This is a genomic window from Ruegeria sp. AA3 (assembly GCF_056542905.1).
Window position 1 is genome coordinate 1 of record NZ_JBQGAQ010000020.1, and the last position, 14,476, is coordinate 14,476.

Sequence of the window (14,476 nt, forward strand, 5' to 3'; positions counted from 1 at the left end):
CTGCGGTCAGCGTGGTCTTGCCGTGGTCAACGTGGCCAATCGTGCCGATGTTGACGTGCGGCTTATTACGCTCAAACTTTTCCTTTGCCATGATGGCCTCCTTTTTCGGTAATGAAGGGAGCCCGTTAACCGAGCTCCCTCAAATCTTCGCTTATGCGTATTTCGCCTGGATCTCGTCCGAGATGTTCTGCGGAACCGGATCGTAGTGGTCGAACTGCATGGTGAACTGGGCACGGCCCGACGACATCGAACGCAGAGTGTTGATGTAGCCGAACATGTTCGCCAGCGGAACAAACGCGTCGATCGCGATTGCGTTGCCGCGCGGCTCTTGTCCAGAAACCTGGCCACGACGCGAGGTCAGGTCGCCGATGATACCGCCGGTATATTCTTCCGGGGTGATCACTTCGACCTTCATGATCGGTTCCAGCAGTTTCGCGCCAGCTTTGCGCATGCCTTCACGCATACACATACGGGCCGCGATTTCGAACGCCAGAACGCTCGAGTCAACGTCGTGGAACTTACCGTCGATCAAGGCAACCTTGAAGTCGATCACGGGGAAGCCAGCCAGCGGGCCGCTATCCATGACCGAGTTGATGCCCTTTTCAACGCCCGGAATGTATTCCTTCGGTACCGCGCCACCAACGATGCGGCTTTCGAATGAATAACCCTCGGCAGGTTCCGTCGGCGAGATGATCATCTTCACTTCGGCGAACTGACCCGAACCACCCGACTGTTTCTTGTGGGTGTAGGTATGTTCGACTTCGTGACCGATGGTCTCACGATAGGCCACCTGCGGTGCACCGATGTTGGCCTCAACCTTGAACTCACGCTTCAGACGGTCCACCAGGATGTCCAGGTGAAGTTCGCCCATGCCCTTCATGATGGTCTGACCCGATTCCAGATCAGTTTCCACACGGAAGGACGGGTCTTCGGCGGCCAGACGGGCCAGACCCTGGGACATCTTCTCTTGGTCGCCCTTGGTCTTGGGCTCAACCGCGATCTCGATCACCGGATCGGGGAAGGTCATGGTTTCCAGAACCACCGGATCCTTCGCATCACACAAAGTGTCACCGGTGGTGGTATCTTTCAGACCCGCCAGCGCGATGATGTCGCCTGCAAACGCTTCTTCGATCTCTTCCCGGTTGTTCGAGTGCATCATCATCATACGACCGATGCGCTCTTTCTTACCTTTGGTCGAGTTCAGGATTGAGTCACCCTTGTTCATGGTGCCCGAGTAGATTCGGGTGAAGGTCAGCGAGCCAACGAAGGGGTCGTTCATGATTTTGAACGCCAGACCCGAGAAAGCCATGTCGTCATCGGCACGACGCGCGATGTCACGAACTTCTTCTTCGTCGCCGGGTTTGAAGCCCATGTAATCGACAACGTCCAGCGGGCTGGGCAGATAGTCGATCACAGCGTTGAGCAGCGGCTGAACGCCTTTGTTCTTGAACGCCGAACCGCCCAGAACCGGCACAAACGCGATGTCCAGGGTGCCTTTGCGCAGCAGGGCGCGTAGTGTCGGAACGTCGGGCTCATTGCCTTCCAGGTATTCCATCATCGCGTCGTCGTCCATTTCGACGGCCGCTTCGATCATCTTACCGCGCCACTCGTCAGCCATGTCTTTTAGGCTGTCGCGAATCGGAGCTTTGATCCAGCTTGCGCCCAGATCTTCACCCTGCCACAGCCACTCTTCCATGGTGACCAAGTCGATCAGACCTTCCAGCTCGGACTCGGCGCCGATCGGAATACCAACCGGAACAGCGCGTGCGCCGGTACGGTCTTCAATCATGCGAACGCAGTTGAAGAAGTCTGCGCCGATCTTGTCCATCTTGTTGACGAAAACCATACGCGGAACCTTGTAGCGGTCAGCCTGACGCCACACGGTTTCGGTCTGGGGCTCAACACCGGCGTTTGCGTCCAGAACGCAGACGGCACCGTCGAGAACCGCCAGCGAACGTTCGACTTCGATGGTGAAGTCAACGTGGCCGGGGGTGTCGATGATGTTCAGGCGGTGCTTGGGGGTATCGGCGGTCTGACCGTCCTCGGTGCGCTCCCAGAAAGTGGTGGTCGCAGCCGAAGTGATGGTGATGCCGCGTTCCTGCTCCTGCTCCATCCAGTCCATGGTAGCTGCACCATCGTGCACCTCACCGATGTTGTGGGATTTGCCAGTGTAATACAGGATACGCTCCGAGCAGGTGGTCTTACCTGCGTCGATGTGCGCCATGATACCGAAGTTACGGTACAGTTCGAGAGGATATTCGCGTGACATTTGTCTAAGCCTCTGGGATTACCAACGGTAATGGCTAAAGGCTTTGTTCGCCTCGGCCATCTTGTGGGTGTCTTCGCGTTTCTTGACGGCAGTACCGCGGGACTGAACAGCGTCCAACAGCTCACCTGCAAGGCGCTCTTCCATGGTGTTTTCGTTGCGGCCGCGCGCAGCAGTGATCAGCCAGCGGATGGCCAGTGCTTCGCGGCGCTCGGGGCGCACTTCGACCGGAACCTGGTAGGTTGCACCACCAACCCGGCGCGAGCGAACCTCAACCGACGGTTTGATGTTGTCGAGCGCTTCGTGGAACACTTCGACAGGAGCGCGCTTTACTTTGTTCTCAACGCGGTCAAACGCGTTGTAAACGATGCGCTCTGCGACCGACTTCTTGCCGTCGATCATCAGGTTGTTCATGAATTTGGTCAGTACCTTGTCGCCAAATTTGGCGTCAGGCAGGACTTCGCGTTTTTCGGCGGCGTGACGACGTGACATATCAGCCTCTCCTTCTTACTTGGGACGCTTCGCGCCGTATTTCGAACGACGTTGCTTACGATCTTTGACGCCCTGAGTATCCAGAACACCGCGCAGGATGTGGTAACGCACACCGGGAAGGTCTTTTACACGGCCGCCACGGATCAGAACAACCGAGTGTTCCTGCAGGTTGTGGCTTTCACCGGGGATGTACGAGATGACCTCAAACCCGTTGGTCAGGCGCACTTTGGCAACCTTACGCATCGCCGAGTTCGGCTTTTTTGGTGTGGTGGTGTAAACACGTGTGCAGACGCCGCGTTTCTGCGGGCACTGCTCCAGGTGCATGGACTTTGAGCGTTTTACTTTGGGCTGCCGCGGCTTGCGGATCAGCTGTTGAATAGTTGGCATTCCGGTTTCTTCCCCGTTTTGCAACACACATGACATGCACGCGGCTGCGTGCGGTTAAATTCGCTGCACTTATGCGTCCACAAGCGCAAAACCCGCGAGCGTTCCCATTCCGAGGTGAACGTCGCGGTTTGTTATCAGAGGGCGCGAACGATAAAAGTGTCCGGGCCTTGACCAGTTCATTACTGAAATCGGTTACGGGGCGGCCCCCGGTACCGAGATGTCGCGCGTAATAGGGGGAGTCGGCCCGAGTGTCAACAGCCATGCAACAAAGGCGTATTGCGCATCAAGAAATCAGCCATTTATCAGGATCGGGCTGCGAATTCCACTGTTCGCCCGCATTGCGGCTTATACCCACCGCGTGCATAGTGGGCGCGTCCCGCTATCCATTGGATGATCTATGCAAGTCATTGGCCTGTGCCGATTTTCATTCCCTGCCCTAGGCGATTTCCAAATCGAACACGACACGGTCGAAGAGCGGCGCCGCCATCTATACCACCCTGCCCGTCTGGAAGAGCGGTTTCGCCTGTTTGAATCCCTAACCTTGCCCAGCTTTCGCGCACAAACCGATGAGGATTTCCAGCTTCTGATCGCCGTCGGAGAGTGTCTTCCGAAGGCGGCGTTTGACCGGCTCAAAGATCTAACCACTGACATCAAGCAGGTTCAGATCATCCAAAGAGCAGTCAATCCAGATCAGAAACACCGGCAAGTCATGAAACAAATCCTTCAAATCGCGCGCTCGCATCCAGACCGGCCTTGTCTTCAGTTCCGTCATGACGACGACGACAGCGTTTCCATAGATTTCGTGGAAAAACTCCGAGAAGCAGCAGATGACGGCGCGGGTTTGATCAAGAAAAATCAAGCGATCGGGATAGATTTCAATAACGGGTATCAGGCCAGTTTTAGACCCGCAGGCACACAGGCAGCGCAGGTCTACAAGTCTTTGCTCGGGGTTGGACTGGGCATGCTGGTCTCGGGCGGATGCACTCACACAATCATAAGCTTCACCCATAACCGGATCGGACGTTTCATGCCGGTTATCAGCTATCCTGATCACCCGATGTGGATCAGGTCACTGAACAATTCCAACGACTCGCCACGCGCAGGGAAACAGAAGGCGCAACTTGCTCCGATAACACCGGAGATCGAATCCGAATTTGCCACACGTTTCGCGATAAATCCGCGGTTCGTGCGGTTGCATCAGTCCTCCTCCTGACGCGACCGCTCGCGGAACAGTGTGAACATCCCTGCCCCGACGACCAATGCCGCACCCAAAAGGGTAATCGTGTCGGGCCAGTCTCCAAATACCGCCCATCCAAGCACCAGTGCCCAAAGCAGACTGGAATAGCGGAATGGCGCAATAAAACCGACCTCCCCCACGCGCATCACCATGACGCTGAACAGATACCCCATCAAAACAAAGACCGCGGCACTGGCGACCATCGCACCTGATGCGGTCGAAACCGGCACCCACCCCTCAAAAACTGACACGATTGCAGCGACAGTGGTGATAGAAAGCGATGTTGCCAACGTCACAACCATGGATGGCACTTCTGCGGACATGCGTCGCGTGATCAGATCACGGGCCGTAACCGATGCAACCGCGATCAGTGCATAAATGGCGTAAATGCTGAAGCCATCGGGGCCGGGCCGAACGATCAACAACATGCCAACAAATCCCATTGCAATCGCGACAATCCTCCGCCACCCGATTTTTTCCTGAAAAAACAACGCAGCCCCCAGGGTCACGGTCAAGGGTAACGCTTGCAACACCGCCGTTACATTGGCCAACGGCATGTGCATTAACGCAGTCAGGAAGAAGAATGTCGCCGACAATTCGGCAAGGCATCGAAACACTACCAACCACTTATCGTGGCGGGAAAAATCCAAATGAAGCGCCCCAAGATGGCGTGCAAGAAAGAACACGAGAATCGTTGCCAACGCCCCTCGTGTGGCGACCAACTGGAACAGCGGCATATCCTGCCCCACCACCTTCACGAGCGTATCGTTGACAGTAAAGGCAGCCATGCTGCCCATCATCAGCAAGGCGCCCCTTAGATTTGGTGTCATTCTGGTTTCGCCCGATCCCACTACAATGTGCCCATTGGCCAATCAGGCAAACCCAATGTCAACTCTGCAATGGATAATCAGCAATCGCAGGTGAGTCAGGAGGGACCTAGAGGCTGACTTTGACCGGTACATTGTTATTTTGAAGTCCGGTCAAACTGAAGAGGTGCACTGTGATTGAGGGCCTGAGCCATATTACCTTCATCACCCGAAATCTGGACAAGATGGAAGAGGTACTGACAACAATTCTGAATGCCAAAAAAATCTACGATAGCGGCGATCGGACTTTCTCGCTTTCAAAAGAGCGGTTTTTCGATATCGGGGGTGTTTGGGTCGCGATTATGGAGGGCGATCCGCTGTCCGAAAAAACCTACAATCACGTCGCGTTCAAGATGAGCGTAGATGAATATGACGACAGGTTGCAACGCATCCGGTCGCTGGGCCTTGAAATCCGGGAGGGTCGATCCCGCGTACCCGGGGAAGGGCAATCAATCTATTTTTATGACTACGACAACCATATGTTTGAACTGCACACCGGTACGCTGGAGGAACGATTAAAACGGTACGCCGCGGGCTAAATTAAAAAGGCCCCGCAATTTTGCAGGGCCTCATTTGTTTTATGCTGCGGTGCTTATTCGCGGCTTTCCGGTGTTTCCACCAGAACGTCCAGCTCATCACCGACCATGTCGTCGTCGAATGTCGGAGCGGCCAAAGCAGCGGCCGCTTCGGCCTCTTCCCGGCGGGCTTCGATAACCACGTTGTCACGCGACTGCGCGATGTGGCGGACGGCCTGAGTGGCCCCACCGGTACCGGCAGGGATCAGGCGACCAACGATGACGTTCTCTTTGAGGCCAACCAACTTGTCTTTCTTACCCTGAACCGAGGCTTCGGTCAGAACGCGAGTGGTTTCCTGGAACGACGCCGCCGAGATGAACGAACGCGTCTGCAGCGAGGCTTTGGTGATCCCCAGAAGGATCGGTTCGCCCTGAGCCGGACGGCCGCCGCGCGAGATGGTTTTCTCGTTGGCTGCGTCGAACTCTTGCTTGTCGACATGCTCGCCTTTCAGCAGGGTGGTGTCGCCTGAATCCAGGATCTCCCACTTCTGCAGCATCTGGCGCACGATGACCTCGATGTGCTTGTCGTTGATCTTAACGCCCTGCAGACGATAGACGTCCTGCACTTCGTCGATCATGTAATCCGCCAGCGCTTCGACGCCCATAATGGACAGGATGTCATGCGGAGCCGGGTTACCATCCATCAGGTATTCACCCTTCTGGATGAAGTCCCCTTCGGCAACCGGGATGTGCTTGCCCTTGGGCACCATGTACTCGATGGTCTCCATCGACTCGTCAGCCGGTTCGATGCTGATGCGGCGCTTGTTCTTATAGTCGCGGCCAAAGCGCACGTAACCATCGGCTTCTGCGATGATCGCGTGATCTTTCGGACGGCGGGCTTCGAACAGTTCGGCCACACGCGGCAGACCACCGGTGATGTCCTTGGTCTTAGCACCTTCACGCGGGATACGCGCGACAACGTCACCGGCTTCGATCTGCTGACCATCTTCGACCGACAGGATCGCATCCACCGACATCGGATAGTGAACCGGGTTGCCCGCGTCGTTGCGGACCGGCTCGCCATCTTCGCCGACCAGAATGATCTCGGGCTTGAGGTCGCTACCTTTGGGGGCAGCGCGCCAATCGATCACAATCTTCTGGGTCATACCAGTTGCATCGTCGGTCTCATCGCGGACAGCGATGCCCGAAACAAGGTCGACATATTTCGCCGTACCAGCTTTCTCAGCGATGATTGGCAGGGTGTACGGATCCCATTCGAACAGCTTATCGCCACGCGCAACCTTAGTGCCGTCCTTGACGAACAGCTTAGAGCCGTAGCCCAGCTTGTGGCTGGCACGCTCTTCGCCGTGTTCATCGCTGATCACCAGCTTCATGTTCCGGCCCATAACGAGGCTTTCGCCTGCGGCATTGACCAGAATCTGCGGGTTCTCGAAGGAAACGACACCTTCCTGGCTGGCTTCCTGGAACGACTGCTGACCACCTTGCGCAACACCACCGATGTGGAAGGTCCGCATGGTAAGCTGTGTACCGGGTTCACCGATGGACTGCGCGGCGATGATGCCGACAGCCTCACCTGTGTTCACCATGGTACCGCGTGCAAGGTCACGACCGTAGCAGGTGGCGCAGACGCCTTCCTCGGACTCACAGGTCAGAGGCGAGCGGATACGCATCGAAGCAACACCGGCTTCGTCAATGGTGTCCGCCATGCGTTCGTCGATCAACTGACCTGCAGCGACCAGAACCTCGTCCGTACCCGGACGCAGAACGTCATCGGCAGAGACACGGCCCAGCACACGTTCGGCCAGCGAGGCGACAACCTCACCATCGTTCACGGCTGCTTCGGCAGTGATCGCACGCTCGGTGCCACAATCGATCTCACGAACGATACAGTCTTGTGCCACGTCTACCAGACGACGGGTCAGGTAACCCGAGTTCGCCGTCTTCAGAGCGGTATCCGACAGACCCTTACGGGCACCGTGGGTCGAGTTGAAGTACTCGAGAACGGTCAGACCTTCCTTAAAGTTCGAGATGATCGGCGTCTCGATGATGTCACCGTTCGGCTTGGCCATCAGGCCGCGCATACCGCCCAGCTGTTTCATCTGAGTAACCGAGCCACGCGCACCGGAGTGGGCCATCATGTAGACCGAGTTCGGTTCCTGATCCGACCCGTCTTCGGCTTTGGCAACGTCCGAGATGGTGCTCATCATCGCCTCGGTGACGCGGTCGTTACACTTCGACCAGGCATCGACAACTTTGTTGTACTTTTCGCCCTGAGTGATCAGGCCGTCCATGTACTGCTGTTCAAAGTCTTTCACCTGACCGCGGGTGTCATCGACGATGCCCCACTTGTCATCGGGAATAACCATGTCGTCCTTACCGAACGAGATGCCCGCTTTGAACGCTTCTTTGAAGCCCATCGACATGATCTGATCACAGAAGATAACCGACTCTTTCTGACCGCAGTAACGGTAGACGGTGTCGATCACCTGCTGCACTTCTTTCTTCCGCAGCAGGCGGTTGACCAGATCGAACGGCGCTTTGTTGTTCATCGGCAGCAACGCACCCAGACGTAGACGGCCCGGAGTGGTTTCGTAGCGCTTCTGAACTTCGTTGCCTTCGTCGTCGATCTGCGTGATCCGCGCGGTGATTTTCGAGTGCAGATGCACTTCACCCGCGTCCAGCGCGTGCTGAACTTCTTCGATAGACCCAAAGACCTTGCCTTCGCCCGGCATGCCTTCGCGTTCCAGGGTCACGTAGTACAGACCCAAGATCATATCCTGCGACGGAACGATGATCGGCGCACCGTTTGCAGGCGACAGAACGTTATTCGTCGACATCATCAGAACACGGGCTTCCAACTGGGCCTCAAGGCTCAGCGGCACGTGAACGGCCATCTGGTCACCGTCAAAGTCGGCGTTAAAGGCCGAACAGACCAGCGGGTGCAGCTGGATGGCTTTACCTTCGATCAGGACCGGCTCGAACGCCTGAATGCCAAGACGGTGCAGCGTCGGCGCACGGTTCAACATGACAGGGTGTTCGCGGATCACCTCGTCGAGGATATCCCACACTTCGGGACGCTCTTTTTCGACCAGTTTCTTCGCCTGCTTAACAGTCGAAGACAGACCCTTGGCTTCAAGGCGCGAGTAGATGAACGGCTTGAACAGCTCCAGCGCCATCTTCTTGGGCAGACCACACTGATGCAGCTTGAGTTCCGGACCGGTCACAATGACCGAACGGCCCGAGAAGTCGACGCGCTTACCCAGAAGGTTCTGACGGAAGCGACCCTGCTTACCTTTCAGCATGTCCGACAGCGATTTCAGCGGACGCTTGTTGGCGCCGGTGATCACGCGGCCACGACGGCCATTGTCGAACAAAGCGTCAACGGATTCCTGCAGCATCCGCTTTTCGTTGCGGACGATGATGTCAGGCGCGCGCAGCTCAATCAGACGCTTCAGACGGTTGTTCCGGTTGATGACGCGGCGATACAGATCGTTCAGATCCGAGGTCGCGAAACGACCACCATCCAGCGGAACCAGCGGACGCAGTTCCGGCGGAATGACCGGGATCACGGTCATCACCATCCACTCAGGCCGGTTGCCCGACTCGAGGAAGGATTCAACAACCTTCAGACGCTTGATGATTTTCTTGGGCTTCAGCTCGCCGGTGGCTTCGGCCAGATCAGCGCGCAGTTGCTCGGCTTCGGCTTCCAGATCGATCTGAGCCAGCATCTCGCGGATGGCTTCAGCACCGATATTGGCGGTGAACGCGTCCATGCCATAGGCATCCTGCGCGTCCATGTACTCTTCTTCGGTCAGCATCTGGCCGTAGGTCAGGTCGGTCAGACCGGGCTCGATGACAACGTAGTTTTCAAAGTACAGAACGCGTTCCAGATCGCGCAGCGTCATGTCCAGCATCAGACCGATGCGGGACGGCAGCGACTTCAGGAACCAAATATGCGCGACAGGCGCGGCCAGTTCGATGTGGCCCATACGCTCTCGGCGGACTTTCTGCAGGGTGACTTCCACGCCGCATTTCTCGCAGACAACGCCGCGATACTTCATCCGCTTATATTTGCCGCACAGACATTCGTAGTCTTTGATCGGGCCAAAGATACGCGCGCAGAACAGACCGTCACGCTCGGGTTTGAACGTCCGGTAGTTGATGGTTTCGGGTTTCTTGATCTCGCCATAGGACCAAGACAGGATCCGCTCGGGCGACGCCAACGAGACCTTGATCTCGTCGAATACTTTCGGGGGCGTCAGCGGGTTGAACGGGTTGTTGGTGATTTCCTGGTTCATTTGTTACCTCAAATCTTGCGGAAGGGGGGACGGGAGAAAGGGCAAGGCCCTTACTCCTCAACCTCCGCATCCAGGAGTTCCATATTCAGGCCGAGGCCACGGACTTCTTTCACCAGAACGTTGAACGATTCCGGTACGCCCGCTTCAAAGTTATCCTCGCCCTTGACGATCGACTCATAGACCTTGGTCCGGCCGGCGACGTCATCCGATTTCACGGTGAGCATTTCCTGCAGGGTGTAGGCGGCGCCGTAAGCTTCAAGAGCCCAGACCTCCATCTCACCAAAGCGCTGACCACCGAACTGCGCCTTACCACCCAGCGGCTGCTGGGTCACCAGGCTGTACGGCCCGGTCGAACGCGCGTGGATCTTGTCGTCCACCAGGTGGTGCAGTTTCAGCAGGTACTTGATGCCCACGGTTACCGGACGCGCGAATTGCTCACCGGTACGACCGTCAAACAGAACCGACTGACCGCTTTCCGAGAAGCCCGCACGCACCAGCGCGTCGTTGACATCCGCCTCTTTGGCACCGTCAAAGACCGGGGTTGCGATCGGAACACCACGGGTCACGTTGCCCGCAGCCTCGATCAGGCCATCCTCGTCCAGACCGGTGATGCCTTCTTCGTAGACATTTTCGCCATAGGCCAGCTTCATCGCTTCGCGAACCGGGGTCAGATCGCCGGAACGGCGGTATTCACCCAGAGCGTCATCGATGTTCAGACCCAGACCGCGTGCGGCCCAACCCATGTGGGTTTCAAGGATCTGACCGACGTTCATCCGCGAAGGCACACCCAGTGGGTTCAGACAGAAGTCTACCGGAGTACCATCGGCCAGGAACGGCATGTCTTCCATCGGAACAACCTTGGAGATCACACCCTTGTTCCCGTGACGACCGGCCATCTTGTCACCCGGCTGCAGCTTGCGCTTCACGGCGATGAAGACTTTGACCATCTTCATCACACCCGGCGGCAGGTCGTCGCCACGGCGGACCTTCTCGACCTTGTCTTCGAAACGGGCGTCCAGAGCGCGTTTCTGCACTTCGTACTGCTCGTTCAGAGCTTCGACGATCTGTGCGTCCTGCTCACCTTCCAGTGCCAGCTGCCACCACTGACCACGGGTCAGGGTTTCCAGCAGTTCCTCGGTGATCACCGACCCCGGCTTGACGCCTTTCGGGCCTTTGACAGCGGTTTTACCCAGGATCAGGCCTTGTAGACGCGCATAGATGTTGCGGTCAAGGATCGTCAACTCGTCGTCCCGGTCACGGGCCAAGCGTTCGACTTCCTCACGCTCGATCTGCAGCGCCCGCTCGTCTTTCTCGACGCCGTGACGGTTGAAGACGCGAACCTCAACGACCGTACCGTAATCGCCCGGCTTCACGCGCAGCGAGGTGTCGCGAACGTCAGATGCTTTCTCACCAAAGATGGCGCGCAGCAGCTTTTCTTCCGGGGTCATCGGGCTTTCGCCCTTCGGAGTGATCTTGCCGACCAGAATATCGCCCGGCTCAACATCCGCACCGATGTAAACGATGCCCGCCTCGTCGAGGTTGCGCAGCGCTTCTTCACCGACGTTCGGGATGTCGCGGGTGATCTCTTCCGGGCCCAGCTTGGTGTCACGGGCGGCGACTTCGAATTCCTCGATATGAACCGAGGTAAAGACGTCGTCACGCGCGATACGTTCCGAGATCAGGATCGAGTCTTCGTAGTTGTAACCGTTCCACGGCATGAACGCGACGACCACGTTCTTACCAAGGGCCAGTTCACCCATATCGGTCGACGGACCATCGGCAATGACCTCGCCCTTCTGGACGGTGTCACCCACCTTGATCAGCGGACGCTGGTTGATGCAGGTGTTCTGGTTCGAACGCTGGAATTTGCGCAGACGATAGATGTCGACGCCAGCGTCGCCCAGTTCCAAATCTTCGGTGGCGCGGATAACGATACGCTGGGCATCGACCTGGTCGATGATACCGGCGCGTTTCGCCTGAATCGCAGCGCCCGAGTCGATCGCAACCTTTTCCTCGATCCCGGTACCGACCAGCGGCGCTTCGGCGCGCAGCAGCGGAACCGCCTGACGTTGCATGTTCGAGCCCATCAGAGCGCGGTTGGCGTCGTCATTCTCAAGGAACGGGATCAGCGATGCAGCAACCGAGACCAGCTGTTTCGGCGACACGTCGATCAGGTCTACATTCTCGCGCGGGGCAAGCGTGTAGTCACCGGCCTGACGGGTCGAAACCAGATCGTTGATGAACTTGCCATCCGCATCCAACGTCGCGTTCGCCTGCGCCACGGTGTGACGCATTTCCTCGGTCGCGGACATGTAGTGAACCTCATCGGTCACCTCAGCGTCTTTAACAACGCGATACGGTGTTTCGATGAAGCCATACTTGTTCACGCGGGCAAAGGTAGCAAGGCTGTTGATCAGACCGATGTTCGGACCTTCTGGCGTTTCAATCGGGCACATCCGGCCATAGTGGGTCGGGTGCACGTCGCGCACCTCAAAGCCCGCTCGCTCACGTGTCAGACCACCGGGACCAAGCGCCGAGAGACGGCGTTTGTGGGTGACTTCCGACAGCGGGTTGGTCTGGTCCATGAACTGCGACAGCTGCGACGAGCCGAAGAATTCGCGGACAGCAGCCGCAGCCGGTTTCGCGTTGATCAGGTCTTGCGGCATGACGGTGTCGATCTCGACAGACGACATACGCTCTTTGATCGCGCGCTCCATGCGCAGCAGACCGACGCGGTACTGGTTTTCCATCAGTTCGCCGACCGAACGCACACGACGGTTGCCGAGGTGGTCGATATCGTCCACGTCGCCTTTGCCATCGCGCAGCTCAACCAGCGCCTTGATGCAGGCCACGATGTCTTCGCGGCGCAGGGTGCGCAGGGTGTCAGGCGCGTCCAGAGCCAGACGCATGTTCATCTTCACGCGACCAACAGCGGACAGGTCATAACGCTCGCTGTCGAAGAACAGGGTGTCAAACAGGGCCGACGCAGCTTCGACGGTGGGCGGCTCGCCCGGACGCATAACGCGATAGATGTCCATCAGCGCGCTTTCACGGTTCAGGTTCTTATCCTGAGCCATGGTGTTGCGCATGTAGGGGCCTACGTTGACGTTGTCGATGTCCAGAACCGGGATGTCGGTGATACCTGCATCCATCAGGTCCTTGACGGTGCCGCCGATCAGGTCGCCGTCCTTGTCGTACTCCAGCGTCAGCTCATCACCGGCTTCGACATAGATCGCGCCGTTTTCTTCGTTGATGATGTCCTTGGCGACGTACTTTCCGACGATGTTATCGAAGGGAACCAACAGGTCGGTGACGCTGCCTTCGTCGATAAGTTTCTTGACCGCGCGCGGTGTGACTTTTTTGCCCGCTTCGGCAATCACTTCACCAGATTTGGCGTCAACCAGATCGTAAGTCGGACGGGTGCCGCGCACGCGCTCGGGGAAGAACGGTGTGACCCAACCCTTCTTCTTATCCAGTTTGTAGGACACGGTGTTGTAATACGCGTCCATGATCGCTTCCTGATCCAGACCCAGCGCATAGAGCAGGGTTGTCACAGGCAGCTTACGGCGGCGGTCGATACGGGCGAACACGATGTCCTTGGCGTCGAACTCAAAGTCCAGCCAGCTGCCGCGATACGGGATGATGCGGCAGGCAAACAGCAGCTTGCCCGAGGAATGGGTCTTGCCCTTGTCGTGGTCGAAGAACACACCGGGGGAGCGGTGCATCTGGGACACGATCACACGCTCGGTGCCGTTCACGATGAACGTCCCGTTCGGTGTCATCAGGGGCATGTCGCCCATGAACACGTCCTGTTCTTTGATGTCTTTGACCGATTTGGCGCCGGTGTCCTCATCAACATCAAACACGATCAGACGCAGGGTGACCTTCAGCGGCGCGCTGTAGGTCATATCGCGCTGCATGCACTCTTCGACGTCGTATTTGGGTTTTTCCAGATCGTATTTCACGAACTCCAGAACGGAGGTTTCGTTGAAATCCTTGATCGGAAAAACCGACTGGAACACACCTTTGATGCCTTCGCCGTCTGTGGGCTGTTCTACATCGCCGGAGCGCAGGAAAAGATCATAAGAAGATTTCTGGACCTCAATGAGGTTTGGCATCTCCAGCACTTCGCGGATTTTGCCGTAATATTTACGAAGACGTTTCTGGCCAAGGAACGTTTGAGCCATGTCAGATGTCACCTTTCGATGTTCTCAGCGGGCAAAGACACCGTCGGGCCCCGGCATCTTGCACATTCGAGACGACACGTCCGGATCAATTCGTGGCCACCGTCCCGAAGGTGGCCTCCCGATCCGAAAACCGTGTCTTAGAAAACGCCCCAGATAATGAGGCCCTTTCTAAGACAGGTTCGGCTGGACCCGGATTTCTCCGGGCCC

9 protein-coding genes are annotated in these 14,476 nt (G+C 57.2%); 2 read left to right on the plus strand and 7 right to left on the minus strand.

Annotation, left to right across the window (positions count from 1 at the left end):
* From ACR0JR_RS21445 to rpsL, 4 genes are all read right to left on the minus strand, one after another.
* The coding region (locus ACR0JR_RS21445; protein WP_036223564.1) for a GTP-binding protein at positions 1 to 91 on the minus strand (91 nt) is incomplete at its 3' end.
* 60 nt (positions 92 to 151) lie between these two features.
* Complete coding sequence (gene fusA, locus ACR0JR_RS21450) at positions 152 to 2,269, minus strand: elongation factor G (RefSeq protein WP_170782203.1); 2,118 nt, start codon at positions 2,267 to 2,269, stop codon at positions 152 to 154.
* A gap of 18 nt (positions 2,270 to 2,287) precedes the next feature.
* A complete protein-coding gene (gene rpsG, locus ACR0JR_RS21455) occupies positions 2,288 to 2,758 on the minus strand; it encodes a 30S ribosomal protein S7 (RefSeq protein WP_010441203.1) in 471 nt (156 codons plus the stop codon).
* A 15-nt stretch (positions 2,759 to 2,773) separates the two neighbouring features.
* The gene (gene rpsL / locus ACR0JR_RS21460; protein WP_005621086.1) at positions 2,774 to 3,145 is read right to left on the minus strand and encodes a 30S ribosomal protein S12; all 372 of its coding nucleotides are present in this window, start codon (positions 3,143 to 3,145) and stop codon (positions 2,774 to 2,776) included.
* A gap of 397 nt (positions 3,146 to 3,542) precedes the next feature.
* Between rpsL and ACR0JR_RS21465 the strand changes: the two genes are divergently transcribed.
* Positions 3,543 to 4,358 carry a putative rhamnosyl transferase gene (locus ACR0JR_RS21465; protein ID WP_480458065.1) on the plus strand — a complete coding sequence of 272 codons (816 nt, stop codon included), beginning with the start codon at positions 3,543 to 3,545 and terminating at the stop codon, positions 4,356 to 4,358.
* Here the strand turns inward: ACR0JR_RS21465 and ACR0JR_RS21470 are convergent.
* Entirely contained in the window at positions 4,343 to 5,212 is an 870-nt protein-coding gene (locus ACR0JR_RS21470) for a DMT family transporter (RefSeq protein ID WP_480458066.1), read from the minus strand. The genes ACR0JR_RS21465 and ACR0JR_RS21470 overlap by 16 nt on opposite strands.
* Before the next feature lie 170 nt (positions 5,213 to 5,382).
* On the opposite strand from ACR0JR_RS21470, the gene fosX reads away from it, so the two are divergent.
* Positions 5,383 to 5,787 carry a FosX/FosE/FosI family fosfomycin resistance hydrolase gene (gene fosX / locus ACR0JR_RS21475; protein ID WP_170782206.1) on the plus strand — a complete coding sequence of 135 codons (405 nt, stop codon included), beginning with the start codon at positions 5,383 to 5,385 and terminating at the stop codon, positions 5,785 to 5,787.
* Between the two features lie 53 nt (positions 5,788 to 5,840).
* Here fosX and rpoC read toward each other — a convergent pair whose 3' ends face one another.
* Positions 5,841 to 10,082 (minus strand): DNA-directed RNA polymerase subunit beta', encoded by a 4,242-nt coding sequence (rpoC, locus tag ACR0JR_RS21480; RefSeq protein WP_480458068.1) that lies wholly within the window; start codon positions 10,080 to 10,082, stop codon positions 5,841 to 5,843.
* 50 nt (positions 10,083 to 10,132) lie between these two features.
* Entirely contained in the window at positions 10,133 to 14,269 is a 4,137-nt protein-coding gene (gene rpoB / locus ACR0JR_RS21485; protein ID WP_480458069.1) for a DNA-directed RNA polymerase subunit beta, read from the minus strand.
* Positions 14,270 to 14,476 lie beyond the last annotated feature (207 nt).

Coding starts and splice junctions, on each gene's coding strand:
- fusA (WP_170782203.1), bottom strand. CDS start 2,269: ATGTCACGCGAATATCCTCTCGAACTGTACCGTAACTTCGGTATCATG.
- rpsG (WP_010441203.1), bottom strand. CDS start 2,758: ATGTCACGTCGTCACGCCGCCGAAAAACGCGAAGTCCTGCCTGACGCC.
- rpsL (WP_005621086.1), bottom strand. CDS start 3,145: ATGCCAACTATTCAACAGCTGATCCGCAAGCCGCGGCAGCCCAAAGTA.
- ACR0JR_RS21465 (WP_480458065.1), top strand. CDS start 3,543: ATGCAAGTCATTGGCCTGTGCCGATTTTCATTCCCTGCCCTAGGCGAT.
- ACR0JR_RS21470 (WP_480458066.1), bottom strand. CDS start 5,212: ATGACACCAAATCTAAGGGGCGCCTTGCTGATGATGGGCAGCATGGCT.
- rpoC (WP_480458068.1), bottom strand. CDS start 10,082: ATGAACCAGGAAATCACCAACAACCCGTTCAACCCGCTGACGCCCCCG.
- rpoB (WP_480458069.1), bottom strand. CDS start 14,269: ATGGCTCAAACGTTCCTTGGCCAGAAACGTCTTCGTAAATATTACGGC.